At 60.8% G+C, this 19,457-nt stretch carries 7 protein-coding genes and 1 pseudogene; 2 read left to right on the forward strand and 6 right to left on the reverse strand.

Annotated features, from left to right (window positions below; translation table 11 throughout):
* Positions 1 to 2: 2 nt before the first annotated feature.
* The 5 genes from HMPREF2604_RS01260 to HMPREF2604_RS01280 form a co-directional block, all read right to left on the reverse strand.
* Positions 3 to 10,859 carry a non-ribosomal peptide synthetase gene (locus tag HMPREF2604_RS01260; protein ID WP_011274123.1) on the reverse strand — a complete coding sequence of 3,619 codons (10,857 nt, stop codon included), beginning with the start codon at positions 10,857 to 10,859 and terminating at the stop codon, positions 3 to 5.
* Positions 10,860 to 10,959: 100 nt separating this feature from the next.
* Complete coding sequence (locus HMPREF2604_RS01265) at positions 10,960 to 12,378, reverse strand: lysine N(6)-hydroxylase/L-ornithine N(5)-oxygenase family protein (protein ID WP_011274124.1); 1,419 nt, start codon at positions 12,376 to 12,378, stop codon at positions 10,960 to 10,962.
* Positions 12,379 to 12,457: 79 nt separating this feature from the next.
* A complete protein-coding gene (locus HMPREF2604_RS01270) occupies positions 12,458 to 14,185 on the reverse strand; it encodes an ABC transporter transmembrane domain-containing protein (RefSeq protein ID WP_011274125.1) in 1,728 nt (575 codons plus the stop codon).
* Complete coding sequence (locus HMPREF2604_RS01275) at positions 14,178 to 15,995, reverse strand: ABC transporter ATP-binding protein (protein ID WP_011274126.1); 1,818 nt, start codon at positions 15,993 to 15,995, stop codon at positions 14,178 to 14,180. The genes HMPREF2604_RS01270 and HMPREF2604_RS01275 overlap by 8 nt, the downstream gene beginning before the upstream one ends.
* The gene (locus HMPREF2604_RS01280; protein WP_011274127.1) at positions 15,996 to 16,223 is read right to left on the reverse strand and encodes an MbtH family protein; all 228 of its coding nucleotides are present in this window, start codon (positions 16,221 to 16,223) and stop codon (positions 15,996 to 15,998) included.
* Between the two features lie 250 nt (positions 16,224 to 16,473).
* Between HMPREF2604_RS01280 and HMPREF2604_RS01285 the strand changes: the two are divergent.
* A pseudogene (locus tag HMPREF2604_RS01285) lies at positions 16,474 to 17,776 on the forward strand (IS256 family transposase).
* A gap of 216 nt (positions 17,777 to 17,992) precedes the next feature.
* Complete coding sequence (locus HMPREF2604_RS13825; protein ID WP_141746404.1) at positions 17,993 to 18,535, forward strand: hypothetical protein; 543 nt, start codon at positions 17,993 to 17,995, stop codon at positions 18,533 to 18,535.
* A gap of 320 nt (positions 18,536 to 18,855) precedes the next feature.
* Here the strand turns inward: HMPREF2604_RS13825 and HMPREF2604_RS14165 are convergent.
* On the reverse strand, positions 18,856 to 19,457 hold a 602-nt coding region (locus HMPREF2604_RS14165; protein WP_210384648.1), incomplete at its 5' end, for a hypothetical protein.

The following is a 19,457-nucleotide window of genomic DNA, read 5'->3' on the forward strand; positions in this document are numbered from 1 at the left end:
ATCTACGAGCGCGCCTCCACAAACTCCGCCACGCGCTCGACTGTCCGCAGACCGTAGAATTCGCGCACGCCAACCTCCACTCCCAGCTCTCCACGCAGCAGTGCGCAGAGCTTGATGACCGCCATGGAGTGCCCACCCATGTCAAAGTAATCAGCATCCACCGGCACGTCCTCGGGCTCAATATCTAGCGATTCGGCAAACAGCTCCGCCGTGATCTCCTCGGTTTCGTTCGCCGGTTCGCGGCCCTTCTCCGTGATCCTTTCTCCCTCACCCAGTGCAGCAAGGTCGGTCTTTCCATTCGACGTCACCGGCAACTCATCCACGATCGACCATCGATCCGGGATCATGTAGCTGGGCAGTTCCTCGCGCAATGCATTACGCACGCCAGTCAGGAAACTCTGCCGCTCCCCCTGGTCCGCATCGCGCAGTTGTGGGGCCACGAGGTGACAGGCCAGGAGTGTGGCGTCGGATATACGAACAGGAACGGTCACGCAGTGGAGGATGCGGGGATCAACGCCGCGGGACACGGCGGCCGAGACGTCGCCGGGATCCACGCGGTGACCACGAATTTTCACCTGATCGTCGCTGCGTCCGAGGTACTCGAACATGCCATCCGCACGCACGCGGACGATGTCTCCCGTGCGATACATCCGCTCACCCGGGGCGCCCCACGGGCAGGCGACCATGGAGCTGGCGGTGCGCGCCGCGAGCCCATGATACTCCTGCGCTAAGCCGCTGCCCGCGAGGTAGAGCTCACCCGGCGCTCCTGTAGGAACGGGGCGCAACCACGGGTCCAAAACGAACGCCGCCGTGCGATCCACCGGCATTCCGATCACGGGCGTGGCGCTCTCATCCGTGCCAGCACCCAGGGCGTTGATGGTGTACTCGGTGGGTCCATAGAGGTTGTATCCGCGCACGTCATCGGCCTTTCGCAAGGTCTCCCACACGCCGTGCGAGACAGCCTCGCCGCCCAAGAGCACCAGCCGCGGGCGATGCGCGCCGGATTCCAGCATCCCCTCCGCGAGCAGCTGCTCGGCAACGGTCGGGGTGACGTTGATGACATCCACCTGATGCGCGCGAATGGCCTCAACCATGGCCGCAGCATCGCGTCGCAAATCCTCGGAGAAGATCCGCACCTCGTGGCCTTCCACCAGCCAAAACAGCTCTTCCCACGACATATCGAAGGCGAAGCTGATGGCATGCGCGATCCGCAACGTCCGCCCATCGGCAGCAGCTGGGGCGAAGATCTTGCGCCGGTGATTGTCCAGCATGTTGTGCAGCCCGCGATGCTTGATCACCACGCCCTTGGGCTTGCCGGTCGATCCGGAGGTGTACATCAGGTAGGCATCGTCCCCGGGCACCGCCGCAGGCGTGTGGGTGGTGGCGTGGGAATCGGCAGTGGTGACGTCGACGCAAGGAAGCGCACCGATCCGCTCCATGCGCTCCCGAGAACTCGAGTCCACCAGCGCGGCTGCGGGCTGGCTGTCCTCCACGAGGACCCGGAGCCGCCCATCGGGGTGCGTCAGATCAAGCGGCGCGTAGCGCACCCCTGCCCACAGGGCTCCCAGCAGAGCCACCACCGAATGCGCGGAGCGCTCCACCGCAATGGCGACAGTATCGCCGCTGGTCACGCCGCAATTCTTGATCTTTTCCGCAATGTCGGAACAGCGAGCAATCAGCTCACCGAACGTCCACTGCTGTGCGTCATCCGCTAGCGCGATGCGATCTGGGAAGCGCTGGGCGGTGTCCTTGAGCTCATCTGCAATGGTGCGGTCAATGCCTTCGGCCTTCTGCCAGGAAGCCATCTGCTCCGTCGTGCTTTGCGGGGAAGAATCCTCCGCTCGGGCTGGCGCCAACTGGGCCAGCTGAGCGAGCGGGACCTCTGGTGTGTCCACAAACGCGGTCAGGACTTCGGTCGCGGCCTTGAGCACGGAATGTGCGAGGGACTCGTCCACCACGTCGTGGCGGAATTCCAGCTTGATGCCCAGCTTCGGCCCCGGAGTGAATACCCAGGTCAGAGGGAAGTGCGTGGAATCTTCCGCGCGCTCCTCCACAACCCCGTGGCGTTCCCGAAGTTCCGCTGCTGCCTGCGGATCGAGGAAGTTCTGCACCACCACCATGGAATCGAACAGCGTGCCTACCCCCAGCTGCCGCTGGATGGCGCCGAGGTCCGCGGAATCGTGGTCCATATCCTCGATGCGCTGGCGATAAACATCCTGGACCAGTTCTTCTATGCTCTGGCCGGGCCGAGCTGTCACTCGCACTGGCACTGTGTTGAGCAGCACTCCCACCACATCAGACATGGCGGGGTCGCTCAAGGCATCGCGGCCACTGACAGACTGACCAAACACCACATCCGAATCCCCTGTGACAGCACCCAAGGCCACGGCCACGGCTGCGTTGACCACGGAGGTCAACGTCACGGCCTGCGCCCGGATCTTTTCCTGCAGTGCGCCGGTCAGCTGCTCGCTGACCTCGGCAAACACCTGGCGAGGCAACTCGCTACCAGCGTGCTCTGAAGAGATATCCGCGGCCTGCGGGGCAACGAGCGTGGGCTGAGACAACGTCTCTAGGCGATGTACCCAATAGTCGCTATCTGCCTGCTCTTTGCGAGTGTCAACGGACTCGAGCAGGGCGTCAGCAATAGAACAACCGCGAGGAACCAACTCTCCCGCACCCTGCGTGCGGGCCTGGCCGGACCTCAACGTCAGCCTCTCGAGGAAGGTTTGCAGCATCACTGCACGCGACCAACCATCGACCAGAACCAGGTGGTAGGTAAGAAGCAGCGTGTCGCCAGGCTGTCCGTCACTTCGGCCGGTGACGATGGTTGCCTTCGCCAGCGGCACGGATGCGAGATCGATGCCCGCGCTGCGATCAGCGTGCATGATCGCCTCGAGATCCCCTTCGGTGGTCTCGACGGGGAGGTCAATGCCCTGTCCACTCCACGGCAAGTTCTGCACGGGTTGGCCGGAAGCATCGGTGTGGAACTCCGCGCCCATGGCTGGATGCACGGTCACTGTGTCCCGGAAGGCTTCCACCACGGCCTCGGCATCCAGTCTCCGGTCAAACGTCAACGCAGTCTGTGCAACGTAGGCACCCGGTGCTGCCACCTGTGACTGGAACCAGATTCCGCGCTGCAGCACGCTCAGCGGAGCGCGGCGTCCTGAGGATTGCTCGCGGCTGACGTGCTCCTGCAACTCGCGAGCAACCTCGCCGATGGCGCTGCGCAAACGCTCGGCGGAAATCACCGCATTCACCACGGACAGCTCCATGCTTACGGCCCGCTCGCTAGACCACACATCGGCCTCCACCAGGTAATCCGTCCACTGGCAGGCGGCATCGCCCGGCGCGTGGAGGACAGCGCCAGTCTCTCCCCGTCCGAGGTAGTTGACCAGGATCTGTGCCCCATGGGCCAGGGTTCGCTGCCCTTGCGGGTGTGTGTATCGCAGTGCCTGATAAGTGCGGCGGTCCGGGGCTGTGCCGTCCTCGTGGAGCGCGCGCATTTCCGCTGCGGCACGTGCTGCATCCGCTGGATCAGCCAACGGGATTTCCACCGGCGCGATGGTGGTAAACCATCCGAGGGTTCGACCATAGGAATGATCAGCCGGACGTCCGTGGCCTTCTACGTCCACGGCCCAGCTCCGCGCGTCCGTGCCCATTGTTCGAGCCACCGCGACGGTCACCAGTCCTGCCACGAGGTCCTGAACGTCCACACCCATCACGTCGGGTGCAACGCTCTGCAGGACCTGCGCGGTCTGTCCGTCAATGTTCACTTCGAGCGTGCTCACATGATCCGTACTCCACTGGTTCGAGTCCTCGACGGGCCGTGGCAGCGTAGCCAGTTCACTCCAGTGCAGGGCATCCTGAGCTGCTGCGGTGTGAGCATCGTGCAGTTCTTGCAGGCAAAGATCCTTGTAGCTCGCCTGCCCGGAGAGAATCCTGCGCCCTGCGAGCGCATCGCGCAGATCGTCTTCCAGAATCATCCAACTGGCGCTATCGATCACCGCGTGATGAGCAACGGCCTTGACGTACCCATCCACACACCCGAGCACCACGCTACGACCAGCAGCAATATCGATGTGATCGATCAATGCATCCACGTCCAAAGCCCGCACAACCATAGGGCCGTCTCCCTCGGCACCAACAAAGTGCGCGAACGCAGAACTGGTGTCCACGCGCGTACGAAGCATCGGATGTGCCTGCGCTACCTGCTGCAGGGCCTGTTCCAAGTCCTCCACAGCGACTGGCCCCAGATCCAAGCGGCGCGCCTGCACAAAGCGGTCGCTCATGCCTCTTTCCATCTGCCTGCGCAGCATCGCCGGGATGGGGAAAGCCCCCGAGATCTCCTGGTGCCCGTCCTTGGGCAGGGCTTCTTCCTGGCTCTGCCTTGTTTCCTGGATTTTCTGCTGGGTGGCCTGCGGCGTGACCCGCTCGGCAATCTTGCGTGGCGTGCGGCCCAAGAAGAAGTCCCGCGGAGTCACGTTGAGATCAGCGCGCGCCAGCGCGTGAGTAACGCGGATGGCAAGAATACTGTCTCCACCTAAGCGGAAGAAGTCCGAGTCCGGCTCCACCTCGGCGCGGTCCAAGCGAAGTGCATCAGCAATTGCCTGCGAGATCGCCTCCACCAGATCCGAGGTGCCCGAAGCCTGCTGAGCAGCAGGAATCTCACCCAGAAGGTCCAGGATCGCGCGCTCATCCCGCTTGCCATTGATGGTCTGCGGCACCTGCGTACTCACCGCGAATAGCTGCGGAACCATGTAGGCAGGGAGCGCGTCTCGGGCCGCTGCGGCAGCTCGGGAGGTGATCGCCTTTGCGTCGGCACGAGAATCCGTAATCAACAACGCACCCGGCACCTGGCCTTCGGGCAGATCGACGACCACCACGGTGGCCTCCCGCACACCGCTGACCTTCTCCAGCGCGCTCTCGATCTCCCCCAGCTCCACGCGATAACCGCGCAGCTGCACCTGCCTATCGGCGCGGCCCACGTAATCCAGATGACCGTTGTTCAGCACCTTTGCCATGTCATTGCTGCAGTACATCCGCGCGCCGCCGCCAACGAAAGGATCGGCCACGAAGCGGGAGGCCGTGGTAGAAGCAAGCCCCCAATAACCCGCGGTGACCTGCGGCCCGGCAACGTACATCATGCCGGTCTCTCCAGGCTGCACCGGCTGTAATTGCGCGTCCAGAACATAGGTACGCAACCCGTCCATCGGGCGGCCGATCGGGCTGCGGGCCTCCCCTGCATTCTCGGAGCATTCGTGTGCTGTGACGTGCACTGTCGTCTCCGTGATGCCATACATGTTGATAAACCGAACATTCGGATGAGCACTGCAGTAGGCAGCCTCCGCGCGGGCCTCCAAGGCCTCGCCGCCGAAGATCACCGTGCGCACCGCAGAGTCCTGCCCGAGGTGCGGCTCCAACGCGGCAAAGGCGGTTGGGGTCTGGCTCAGCACCGTGATGGCTTCGGCACGCAACACCTCTGCGGCATCCTCGGGCGAGCGCATCAGCGCATACGGCATCACCACGGCACGCCCGCCGGAGCTCAGCGCTGCCCACATCTCCCACACCGAAAAGTCAAAGGCGAAGCTGTGGCTGATCGACCACACGTCCTCCTGCGAAAACTCCACGTGGCTGCGAGCATTGCCCAGCATCGCGGTCACGTTGGCGTGTGTGACGGCCACGCCCTTCGGCCGCCCTGTGGAGCCGGAGGTGTAGATCACGTAGGCGATGTCATTGGCACGGGCCACGCTTGCCGACCGGCCCGCAGGCGGCTTCGCTTCCCCGCTCATCGTCTGTTCACTGACCACGAGGACGGGACAATCTACCAGCTCAGAGACCATTTTTTCCGCGCTGGGAGACACCAGCACGGCATCGGGCTGGCAATCCTCCAGGATCAATTCCACCCGCGCTTGCGGGGACAACGGATCCACGGGAACGTAGGTGCCGGCGGACATCGTGGTCGCCAGAATGGCCGCAACCTGCCACGCATCGCGCTCCATGAGCAGGGCTACTCTCGGGGTGTGGATGGCAACCTTCCGGTCCAGCACAGCGCGTATACGCTGAGCGGCGTCGTCTAGTTCTTCGTAGGTCCAATGCTCCGCAGCACCGTCTTCTCCGATGCTGGTCAGGGCGGGCCGGTCGCGGGAGTGCTCGAAGCTGCGTCGCCACAAAGAAGGAAGCGTGTCCACACCAGATACCGCACCCAACGCCTCTGCAACCTCACCCACGGTCGCCACCGCACCGGATTCAGACAGCAAAGAATCCACACTCACCGCGAGCATCTGCGCGATCCTTTCGGCACGTACCTCGGTGATTCGCTGCGGATCGTAGATCAGGCGCAGTGGGTGCTCAGCGGAAGGGTTGACCACGACGGACAGGGGAAAGTGCGGCGCGCCATTGTTGCGCACGTCAGCAACCTGTAGTGGCGAGCCGGGGCAGCCCACGTCCTGTGGAGATAGCGGCACCTCCACCACCATCAACGTATCCAGCAGTTCGCTGGCGTTGGTTCCCAGGTCGCGGGCAATATCAGCCAGGCTGACGTGCTGCACATCGCGGACCTGATTGTTGTGATGGACCATGGCGTGCAGCATGCTGGTCACCGGCAGGGTGGGATCAGATTGCCCCGGCGCGACCACCGGGATGGTGTTGAGCTGCATGCCCACGGCATCGGCCACGCCAAGAACGGGAATGTCACGGCCGGAAACGGAAGTGGCAAACACCACGTCAGCCCCAGGTTCGCAGCCCACCAAGGTGCGAAGGACCAGCCCCCACGCCGCGTGCACCACATCCGGCAGGCCCACACCCGCTGCCCGAGCACGCTCAGACAAGCCAACAGTCCGCGGATCGTCTACCAGCAACTCCCGGCGCTCGAGCGAACTCGAAGGATTAGGGCACAGCACCGTGGGGCGTACCTCGCGCATTTCCTCGCGCCAGACGGACATATCGGCTTCCGCGTCTCTGCGCGCCACCCATCGCACGCTGCCGGCCATTCCGGCGTCCGGGTCGTAGCGCGGGATTCGGGCATCGTCATCCCGGTAGATCTCCAGGAGATCCCGCAGCATGATGGGCACGGACCATCCGTCGGCGATCAGGTGATGCACCGTCTGGATCACGGCGATGTCCTGGCCACACACCGCACCATCGACACTGGTCGGGAGCACAACGGTCCATCGCATGAGCGGCTCGGGCGCGGCATCACCGGGCGGCTGCAAGGAGATTCCCCGCGAGAGGTCATCAGCGGCAATCTCTTCCGTACGCTGCACGAGCCACCCGTCTAATCCAGGCCCAGCCAACTCGGCAGGCACCGTCACGTCCCGAAAGTCCACCCGCAAATGCTCGGCAATCCCCGGATCAATCACGGCAACCACATCGCCACCGTCAGTTTCCCAAGGGCGGGTGCTCAGTGCGGGGTGGCGTCGGATCAAATTACGCGCAGCGCGGGCGAATCGCTCCCGGTCAAACGGTTCGCTGCATTCCACCCGCAAGACCTGTTGCTCCACATACGAGCTGGCCGATTCCTCGAATAGCGAGTGGAAGTACATGCCGTGCTGCAGCGGGGTCAGCGGCAGCACGTCCTGCAGCTCCGCGGAGCTCTGCGCAGTGATTCGTGCCAGGTCCGCAGAGTTCACGGGTGCGGGGGCAACGTCGCCCACGGACAACACGCCGTGATCGGCAAGCGCTGCCACCTCGCGCAATGCCACATCCCAGTGCGCGACCAATTCGTCGATCCGTTCGGGGGAGATCCTGCCGCGCGCCCAGGAGATCGTGGTGCGCAGGACGTATCCCTCGCCGGTGTCTTCGGCGATCGCGTTGAACTCCAGCTCGCGGACCAACGGCTGGTCCGGGTCGCGTTGCTCGCCGAGTTGGCCGGTGGAACCCGCGGGAGCGAAATCTTGTGCTCCTGCGGATACGCGCCCCAAGTAGTTGAACAGCACCTGTGCCTGCGGAGGGGTCTTCGCGGACTGATGCAACCAGGTGTGGGCCTGGTAAGGAACGCCGTTGCCGGGGATGGCCGCGAGCTGGTCTTTCACTGCGTTGAGTGCCAGCGCTAGCGGGGCGATGCTGCCCTCGACCTCTGTGGAGGCCTCCTGCACTGCCGCCCGGGTGGGGTCGATCAGCATGGGATATAGGCAGGTGAACCAGCCCACCGTGCGTGAAAGGTCTGCTTCCCTGCCCTGTGGCCCGGGTACGAATCGGGTTTCGCGGCCGTGCCCCTCCATCTCCACCAGGGTCCATGTTTGTTTGTTTCGACGCCAACGCGCCAACGCCACGCTCAATGCCGTAAGCAATACGGAATTCGCCCCCGTGCGGAAAGCGTGGGGCACCGCACCCAGTAATTCGTCCGTGATCTGCACTGATGCCTCATGTACCACGCTGCGCTCCTCACGGACTGTGGGCGCTTTCTCGGGACTATCAGCAAGCGCTGGCACCTGCGGGTCCCGCAGAGGTTCATCTGCACTCGGCAATGGGGGCAGGGAACTATTGGCATCCTCCGCGAATTCGCCAGTATCAACGGCCTGTTGCAGCAGCTGCGTCCATCGGCGCAGGGACGTCCGCTCCGGCGCGAGCTGTTCCCCGCGATACGCCGCGGCGAGGTCCTCGCCGATAATGTTCCATGACACGCCATCGACCACCAGGTGATGCACCACAAGGCGCAATCTTCCGGGCACCAGCCCAGCCGCTACCACCACTCCGACTGCCGGATCCAGCAGTTCAGAAAGCGCAGCGATGTCCGTGGTGGGGTGGATCGCCACCGCTTCTTCGGCAGATTCCTCCGGGAGTTCCAGCCGCAAGGGATTCCGCTGCACACGGGCCCGCAGTGCAGGGTGCGCCTGCAGCACGTCAGCCACCATTCGCCCGGCCAGCTGCGCATCCACATCTTCTGGAACTGAAAACTCCACGGACTGAATGAAGCCGTCCACGTGATCAGTAATGGAATCGAACCAGCGCAGAATCGGCAGCGACTGCACCTCACCGGTTGGTTCATCGTCTGGATCCTGCACGAAGGTTCCGCGCTCTTCGGCGCACCGAGCCAGTTGCTGTGGAGTGCGCGCAGAGAAAATATCTCCCACACTCACCTCCACCCCGCGCCGTCCCAGAGCCGAGACCAGGGTGATGGCCCGCAGGCTATCGCCACCGATATCGAAGAAGTCCGTCTCCGCACCCACCGCGCTAACCCCCAATGCTTCAGCCATTGCCTCCGCGAGCAGAGCAACGGTTTCCCCGTCACGTTCAGCATCGGCCGGGGCATCAGTGAGCGAGCTCCAATCAGGTTCCGGCAGTGCCTTCCGATCCACTTTTCCGTTGGCCGTCCGCGGCAACTCATCCATGACGGTGATAATCGCGGGCACCATGTATTCGGGCAGTACCTCGGCACACCAACTACGGATCGCAGCACCCACGAGGCCCGCAGTCACCGTCACGTAGCCCAGCAGTCGCCCCTCCCGAGCAATCACGCTCGCCGCCTCCACATCTGGGTGTCCCACCAGCGCAGATTCCACGTCCTCCAACTCCAGACGCATGCCACGGATTTTCACCTGATTATCGGCCCGCCCCACGAATTCCAGCGAGCCGTCGTTGTGCCGGCGCACCAGGTCTCCCGTGCGGTACATCCGGGTTCCGTCCGACGCAAACACATCCGCAACAAAGCGGCTGGCCGTGAGTCCTGGGGCATTGATATACCCCTTGGCCAGCAGGAATCCGGCCACATAGAGTTCACCAATTTCTTGGTCTGGAACCACCCGCAGGTGCTCATCGAGCACATAGAGCCGACAGTTGGGATTGGCCACACCGATGCTCGTGTTGAGGCGATCCTCGTCGTCACGGTAGATGACGTGGGAGACACCGATGGTAGCTTCCGCTGGCCCGTACCCGTGGTACAGCGGGATGGCCAGCTGCTGGCGAAAGCGACGGAACAGCGCCTGGGTGAGCATCTCTCCGCCACACCAGACATGCCGCAAGCTGTCTAATAGATTCGTGCCTTCGGCCTGTTTGAGCATGACGTCGAGAACACTCGAAACCAGATACGCAAACGTCACGCCCTCGCGATGGATGAGGCGGGCCAAGCGTTGGGGGTCTTGCTCCACGCCCGGCGCGGCCACCACCACGCGGCCCCCGCAAACCAGCGGCAGGAAGATCTCATTGATGGAGATATCAAAGGCCAGCGGTGCCTTGAACAGGGAGGCATCATCGCGGCCGAAGAACAGGATCTGATCGCGCTGCCAGAGCAAGCGCTCCACGATCGCACCGTGGCGGATCATTGCGCCCTTTGGGCGGCCGGTGCTGCCAGAGGTAAAGATGACGTACGCAACGCTGTCCGTGGACGGCGGGGTGAACAGCTCGCGGGTGGCATCGAGGTCGAATAGCGCGTCTTCGGTGAGCGCGCAGTTGTCCGGCGTGAGTACGAAGCTCAGGCTGGCATCGTGGGTGACGGATTCCCGGCGCGCCTGCGGCCACGAGGGGTCTAGCGGGACAAAACTGCCACCGGCGAGCAACGTGGCGACGATACCCACCACCATCTCCGCGCTGCGCGGCAGGGAGATTCCCACACTCTGACCAGCGTCAATACCGTGTTCCCGCAAATTTCGCGCTACAGCAGTTGCATGGGCGACGAGCTGCGCATAGGTCAGTCTGTGCCGGTCATCCACCACTGCGAGCGCATCCGGGGTCTCCTGCGCATGCTGCAGGAGCAGGCTAATCAGGTCCGGGCGATCGCGATCCTGATCCGTGTCATTCCATATGCGCTGCTGGGCGATCCGATCCTGTTCACTGCGGCCATGACCGATGACGGCGCCGCCATCTCGAGAAGCAAGCGTATCGCCAGAGGAAAACGGAGTGTGAGCAGACGATCGGGTGGGCACAAAGAGCCTTTCGGTTGATGGGGAAACAGGGAATCAGACGCGGATGGCGGACGTCGGGCTAGGTGTCAGCCAACCTCAAGCGGAGCACGGCTCGGGAAAATCAGCCTGCGATCAGGTGCGAAGAATCCCGATGTTGCTCGGAGCGGAGATCTTCATCCGCCGGCGCACGATGCGTGCGTTGCTGACCCGTGATGGCCTCCACCAGTTCCCCGGAGCGGGTCGCGATGTTGGAGAGCAACGTGGAACCGAGTCCATGCGTGGCCTCAGTTGCTCCCTGCACGAAGAGTCCTGGCACGCGCTCACCATTGAGCACGGCGCCGTAATCCCTAGTGACGGTGAATTCTTCACTGCCGTGACTATCAGCGTGAATCCCCGCAAGACCGCGAGATCGGAAGCCCGTGGCGCACACCACCACGTCAAAGTTTTCTGTCACCACGTCTCCGGTTACTCGGTGGCGAATGTCCACGTCGACGCTGCCGTCGGAACAATTACGCGCACCGAGCACCTCCGTGGTCCGGCGAATATCGAGCCGCTGACGCCCGGTGACGCTTTCCCGATACTGACGGTCGTGGAGCTCATCGAGGAGCTCAGATTCCACGCAGGCGTAATTGGTGTACCGGTGGCGGATCAACAGCTCGTTGCGGATCGCATCGGGCGCATGGAAGAAGTCATCAACGGCCTCCGGGTCGAACACCCGATTGGCGAAGGGGCTGTCATCGGCGGGGATGAAGCCGTAGCTGTTCAAGCTGCCCGTGACGGTATCGATATGCGGGCAATCGTGGAAGTACCGGATGGCCTCGGCTGCGGACTGGCCCGCGCCGATCACCAAAGCTCGGCGGATATCCCACCCACTGTTCAGCAGCTTCTTGGTGCGCGGGAGCAAATCGATGTTGTGGAAGATGCGCGAGGTGTCCAAGGAGCTGTCCTCTGCCCACGCAGGCATCTTGGCTTCCAGCCCGCGGGCAACCACCACGTTGCGGCAGCGAATGGACTCCGACTGCTGAGCTCGCTGCCCTTCGGACTCACCGCTTCCTAACTTCCTGCGGACGTGCACCACAAAACGAGCTCCGTCTGCGGCCAGTTCCGGAAGCGTCTCGATGGACGTCACGGTGGTGTTGTACTGCGTGTCCACGGTGATGTGATCCGCGATCCATCGGAGGTAATCGGCGAATTCCACGCGTTCCGGGGTGAAGGTTTGGCGGTTAATGAAATCAATCAAGCGGTCGCTGTGATGCAAGTAGTTGATGAAGCTGAAGCGGCTCTGCGGATTGCGCACCGTAACCAGGTCTTTAAGGAAGCTGATCTGCATGTTGGATCCTTCGAGGAGCATGCCTGGGTGCCAGTTGAATTCCGGGCGGGCTTCCACAAAGAGTGCATCGAGTTCTGGAGCTTGCTCTTCGATAGCTACCGCGAGCCCGAGGTTTCCGGGGCCGATGCCGATCCCGACGATGTCGCGGACGGAATTTTCGTGGGTACTGCGCTCTGCGGATGTCTGAGCTTGACGATCGATGATGGTCACTATGGCCTCTCTGTAGGATGCGCCAACCAACTTCTTAGGGTAGGCAATGCAAAGGGTAGGCTAACCTATCTTCTATTGCTCAACAACCCCCTAGCGGGAATTGCTCACCCCGCGTCCGCAAACTCCCAGCTAGAGGCTTCACATCAACTACGTCCTCGGCTACCGACTGGAAGGCCCTCCCCACACACAGGACCACCGTGGTACGCCCGCGGCGAATATCTCTCACCGCACGCGCCACTTTCATGCCCGTCATTGAATCCACTGACGAGACCGGATCAACCATCACCAACATCTCCGGCTCAGCCAGTAGCGCTCGTGCCAATCCCAGCCGCTGCCGCTGACCACCGGAAAGATTGCGCGCACCTTCGGTCAGCTCGTGATCCAATACCCCGGCTGAATGAGCCGCCCCCGGCGCCAGTTCATCGAGCCCTAAGGCGTTAAGAATGTCTACTGCATCCTCCGCCCTGCCCTCTCCAGAGCTCCGCAGCACCGCCTGCCCCACTGTGTCCCCAAACAATGCCGGCTTCCGAGGCTCGGCAAGCACAGCGGAACGCACATCGTCTACCGAGATCTCGCAAATATCGCGCCCCCGGATCCACAGTTGTTGAGTTTGTGGCCTAGTCAGGGAGCCAAGCTCCATCGACTCCCCCGCGACCAACGCATCCACCAGAGCATCTGCCCATGCGGCTGAACAGTGCACCACCGTCAGTCGCCCCTCTGCGAACGCCACGGAAGCCTGCTCTGATCCCTCGACCTCGCCGTCTCCTTCGGCCTCACCGTCTCCACCGCGCATGGAAATGGCAGGCGTGCCAATCTGAGCAGATGGCACGCCCTGCCCCTCACGCAGCCGCTGAGCTTCCGCCACGCGCTGCAGCCTCCGAACGGAAGCCCTCGCCAATCCAATGAAGCGCGGCATTCTGCTGCACTGCCGCATCGGCTCCGCGATAAATTGTGACAGCGCCACCACGGTGACCAACTCCCCCAACGTCACATCGCCGGAAATGGTTCGATAGCCCGCGTACAGGCCCACCGCACTCAGCAACAGCACATTGCTGCCCATCGCCACGGCTTCATAACCTCCGCTGACCCACGCGAGCTTCCGAGCATCCGCACACGCCTCTTCAGATTTACGCGCATATCCACGGTAGGCCGGATGCGCGCCAGCCACTCCCGAGATCACCGGCAGCCCCTGCAGAATGTCGGTCATGCGCGCGGTCACTCGCGCGAGCAGAGTTTGTTGCCGCTCCGCGCGGCGTTCAATGATCTGAGACAGCCGGTGCAGGACTATCAACACCACCGCGCTGAGCACCAACACCACCACTCCCAGTGGCAGATCAATCAGCGCCAGAACAATCGTGCAGAAAATGGCTCCCACCAGCGCACTGATCCCCACCGGGACCACTTCGATGATGTCTACCGCCTGCACCACGTCTTCACCCACCACCGTGGGCAATTCCTGGCGAGGCAGACTGTCCGCATCGTCGGAATGCCCACCATGGCTCACCACCTGCGAGGTGATGCCTGCCCGCAATTCACATACGTTCCGAGCCGACGTAGCCTGCAGTATCCGGAACCCTGTCTGCCAGCTCACAGACACCGTCGCCAGCGTAGCGCCTAAGGCTGCGATTCCACCCACCAGGTGCCACACATTCTCGCTAGCGATAAGACTGTGCGCCAACCATCCCAGTAACACCGCAATCATGGCTTCTGCCACGTGGTAGATGCTCAGCAACAAGCCACTCAGAGCCATCGCGCGAGAATTTTTTCTGACCAGCCCGCGCAGCGTCACCACCTTGTTGTCAGACACGCGCCTGCCTCCCCTGCTCATTCCAGGCGGTCCACATATCGGCATATGTTCCGTTTCTTGCTGCCAGCTCCTCGTGCGTACCTGTTTCCACCACGCGCCCGCGCTCCATCACCACCACGCTATCGGCGGAGGTTGCTTGGCTGAGCCGGTGCGCAATCACCATCGCCGTCCGTCCGCGGATCGCCGCGCGGGCAGCGTCCTCCAAGGACATCGAAAAGGCCTCGTGTGATTGCTGTGTTTCCTCGAGGTCACCGTCATCTTCGGCCGTTGATTCGTCAAGAATGACGACGCCAGCCCGAGACAATGCCACCCTGGCCAGCGCCAGACGCTGTGCCGCCACCGCATCTACGTGCAGGCCCCCTTCGCCCAGCATTGTGTCTAAGCCCTGCTTGTCGCCATGGGACAAGGATGTGCACCAATCTTCCGCACCGGTTCGGCGCAGCGCATCCCATATTTCTGCGTCGCTGGCACCTTCGGCTGCCAGCAGGAGATTATCGCGCAAACTCATCGCGAAGACGTAGTTTTCCTGGGAGGCAACGCAAAAGATCGAGCTTCTTTCTTGCGCACTCATTCCCACCACGTCGCACCCCCCAACGGTGATCACACCCGGCTCTGCCATCTCGAGGGTTCCAGAGACAATTTCCGCAACCGTGGACTTGCCAGCTCCCGATCCGCCGACCACGCATACCGTGCACCCCGCAGGGATGTGGAACGCCAAGTCATGCAAGATCTCTGGGCCATCCTCGTACCGATAATTCAGGCCCTTGACCTCTACAGCTGGACTCTGCCGATGCGAGGAGTAGTCATCAATCGGCTGTGGCGTATCCGCACCCGCGGAGCGAATGAGTCCCACGATGCGCCCCAAGGCCGCCCCGCTGCGCTGCAGTTCATCAAAGGTGAACAGAATCGTGCCGATCGGCACGAACTGACGGTGGAACAGAATCAACGCTGCCGAGATCTCGCCCACCGTCACCGCATCTTCGCGGAAGAGCAACCAGCCTACGACAGACAGGGCTGACAACCCCATGAACTCCGCGAAGTTCTCCCGCGCCACCAGCCCGGAAAACACACGAAACGCAGCGATTGATTCGTCCCGCGAAGCCTGCGCGTAGCGCCTGGTGAGACCTTGGCGGCTATCCACCAGCCGATGCGAACGAACCGAACGAATGCCCTCCATAGAACCTTGCAAGGAACCGATGACACCGGCTTCTAATTCGCGTTGGCGTCGATACAAAGGGGCAGAACGAGGAAGATACCATCGCAACCCCAGCGCATAGAACGGAATCCCGCACAGCCCCGCCAACGCGAGGCGCCAATCCAACCCCGCTATTCCAGCGCTGGCCACCACGACCATCACCAGCGCGCTGAGGGTCGATGGAACCGACTTGCGGGCACTGCTCACCAGCGCGGCGACATCCGCACCAACTCGGCCCAGCACCTCTCCCCGGCCCAGGGACTCCACCGTGGTGGAAGGCAGATTCAGCACCGCGGCGACGGCGCGCTCACGCAACTTCGCAACTACCTGGGCAATCGTCACACCCGTCAGCGCCTCCGCAAGGCCAGCGACAACGGCAGTACCAACACACGCCACGGCAGCCCACACAATCACCTTCAGCACGCCAGACTTGCCGTCACCGGCGGCTACCGCATCGATGACGCTGGCCAGCAGATAAATGGGCACCAGAGAGAGCAAGGCACCGGCGAAAGTGAACAGCACCGCACTAATTGCTGGAGTTGCGGTGCGACGGAGCAGGCGGCCAATCTCCGCAGCGGACTCACCAGGCAAAGCAGTGGGAAGTACGGCACTCACTTAAGCGTGAGACTTTCCTGCCGGTTGCAAGGTGGTCCACTCGCGGTCGATGAACTCCATCGCCTCGTCCCGCGATACCCCGCCGTCTACGCCACGGGAAGGGTCTCCCAGAGCCACGGTCCATCCGTCTGGCACGGCGGCGAACGTAGGCCACAACGAGTACTGTCCCTCGTCGTTGATAAGGGCGAAGAAGCTGCCCTGTTCGTCATCAAACGGGTTGCTAGACAACACGCGCTCCTTGTCTCATGATGCGGAAATAACGGGTTTATGGGCTGCGTTGGCCAAAGTGGTGGCACAAGTGCAGCAAGCGTGAATTAACTTAGCATAACCTAATATGCAGCTTTTGAGGGTTAAGTAAAGAAAAGTGTGTCCGCATGCGAGAGTGTCTGATGGTTTGTGTGTGGGTACCTAACCCGCATAAGGAGATGGACCAGAATGACTACTGTGGCGAGACGAGACCTAAGCTGATAAGGCCAAGATTGATGCGATTGAAAAGAAGCTTCTTGCTAACCCTGAAATCGCAAAACTAATTGACGACCTAGGCACGTCAACAACGGATGCCAATGACCTGGTTCGGGGCATGTTGCAAGCTTCTATTACCAGAGGTTTGAATGCTGAAATGGATGCCCACCTTGGCTACGAGTCGGGCGACAGGAGCGGCAAAGCTGCAGCTGGAACAGATAATTACCGCAACGGGTCGTATCCAAAGACCGTGGATTCTAACTACGGGCCGGTAACTGTTGATATCCCGAGAGATCGAGCTGGAACATTCTTGCCGACTATGGTTCCGAAAGGCTCGAGGCGCTTGACTGACGTTGAGTGAGATGATTGTTAGCTTGTATGCCGGTGGGATGACCATTAGGGATATCCAGCATCATATGGCAACTGCGATGCGGGTTGATATCTCTCATGAGACGATTTCTGCGGTTACTGTCGCCGTCTTGGATGAAGTTATGGTGTGGCAAAACCGCCAGTTAGACGAGTTCTACCCGGTTATTTTCCTGGATGCGCTGCGCATTAAAGTCCGCGACGGTGGCCGGGTCGTCAACAAGAGTGCGTACATGGCAATCGGGGTGGACCTTGACGGTATCAAGCACATTTTGGGTCTGTGGATTGCCAAGGAAGAAGGCGCCTCATTCTGGGCACAGGTGTGCTCTAACCTGGCTAATCGTGGGGTGAAAGACGTCTTTATTGTCTGCTGTGACGGGCTGAAAGGCCTACCAGAGGCAGTAGAGGCAACCTGGCCGAATTCTATGGTGCAAACCTGTATCGTGCACCTGATTCGCGCAGCGAACCGGTGGGTAGCCTACGGGGATCGCCGGGGTGTATCAGCGGCGTTGAAAAAGATTTACACCGCCACAGACGAGACCACAGCCCGTGCTGCTTTAGAAGAATTTGAAGCCTCCGAATTGGGAGAAAAATACCCACGCTCAGTCAAGGTCTGGCAGGACGCGTGGGCGCGGTTTGTCCCGTTTCTGCAGTTCCCACCAGCAGCCAGGAAGGTAATCTATACAACGAATTCCATCGAATCGTTTAACAATGAGCTGCGTAAAGCTACGCGCAACAGGGTGCAGTTCACTAACGATGAATCAGCGATAAAGACGCTGTGGTTGATGATCTGCAACATTGAAGACAAACGAGCTGCAAAGAGAGCGAAGCAGGGCAAACGAGTCTCAGCGACAGCCGGCAGGCTTATGGAAGGAGCCCGAGTTTCCGGCTGGAAACAAGCCATCAACCAAATGGCTGTGGCCTACCCCGACCGCTTCGACAAATACCTATAAACCCAGCCCCACACACAAACAACTTGACACGCTCGGTCGCCCGCGCGCGAGGTGCGGTGCTCGTATGGACCTGACCCCTTTTCCGAAACAGGATACCTTCGTACACTCTTCTCAAATTTTATGAATTAAACGGGGCATAAGGGGATAGAATGGTTGTATCCCACTAGTCGACAACGTGGGATACAACCATCAGTCAGGTTCACCTAGGAGCACAAGATGCATAAAGCAGCAAAAGGCCTAGCGGCAGCTTTTATTGCTGTATCTATGGCTACAGTCCAAACACCGGCAATGGCAGTCCAAGCACAGCCGTCGCAAACATTCACAGGAACACGCACAGTCAGCCAAAGCCCCGATGAAACTCCCGCTTTTCTTGGCGGCAACCTTCATGGGTTGACTACTCAAACTTTGTCGGTTAATGGATACGGCGACGTTACCGCAACTATTAACAATGACACGGGAGAGATCACTACTACGTATCCCGACGGTTCAACCAAGAAAACTACCGTTGAGGAAGGGGCGAAAGCACTTCAAGCCCGTTTTGATGAAGCAACTCCAGAACAGCAAGCTAAGCTACGAGCTTCCATGGAAGAGCGTATTAGCAAAGAGCAGGTCTGCCCTTACGTCGTTGGTCTAGTTGGCGCGGGACATGCCGAAGCTTGGAGCAAGGTACTAGCTTTGGCCGCAGTCAATCCCGTAATTGCAGGTTTAGCCCTTATGGGAGAAACCGCATTTTGGGTTTGGGTAGGAACTCACTGCTAAAGGAGTGACGTCATGCAACTGTGGATTATCGCAATCCTAGTCTTCGCTGGAGGTAGCATCGGCTACGCCCGCGGCCTAAAGAAGCGAATGGAAAATAATCCAGAACTGCAAGGAAAAGGCCTCCGAGTCTTGTTTGCACATAAGTAACCCTTGCACTCGCCGGTTTGCTTTTGGTTGCCAGTTGTGTCGGCACCGGGGGCTTAACTTATTGCACCCCGAGTAAGCCCCTTTGGTTGCCCCGCTGGCACAAAGGAAGCCACCCAGCGCGTGCATGATAGGGACACGCGCTGGGTGGCTTTCCCTAAGAGTCCAAGCGTTACTTACTTACAGCGTGGCCAAGCCACAACTTCTTCCGGCTCGGAATCGTCCTTGCTTTTAGTAGCGGTTAGCTTATTCCGGCCAGACCCCAGCAGAGTAACGAACGGAGTTAAGGTAGCTAGAGTGACGAAGAACTTAATAAAGGTGCCAATTGCACCAAGATCTACTTCTTCATGATCTGCCCACCAGGCAACAACTAGCAAGACTGCATAGGCAAAGAAAGTGACCCTGTCCGCTTCATAGGCAGCAGGATTATCAGTGACCTTCCATCCTTCCAACTTTAGGTAACGGCAAATCCAACAACCACGGTAAAGGAAGAGAATAAACGCCACCATCATCACCACCGTGGCAACTGCCGTAGCGAGCATAAACCCCTTATCACACCACTCATGAACTCCCGCCAAGGAAGTAAGGAGAGAGATGGTCGCTATAGCAAAATCGAGCGGTGGATAGCATCGGGGGTTTGACTTTCCTATAGGGCTTTCCGTACCGCTTTTCATTCCTTTACCTCTCTCGGCGACTATTTTGAACACTTGAGTCCTATAAGAGTAACCCATTAGAGAGTAATGTTCTCCCAGTAAGGGGTTTTCTAGGGTACACCCTA

It is taken from the genome of Corynebacterium sp. HMSC055A01 (assembly GCF_001809405.1).
GTDB classification, from domain to species: Bacteria; Actinomycetota; Actinomycetes; order Mycobacteriales; family Mycobacteriaceae; genus Corynebacterium; species Corynebacterium hesseae.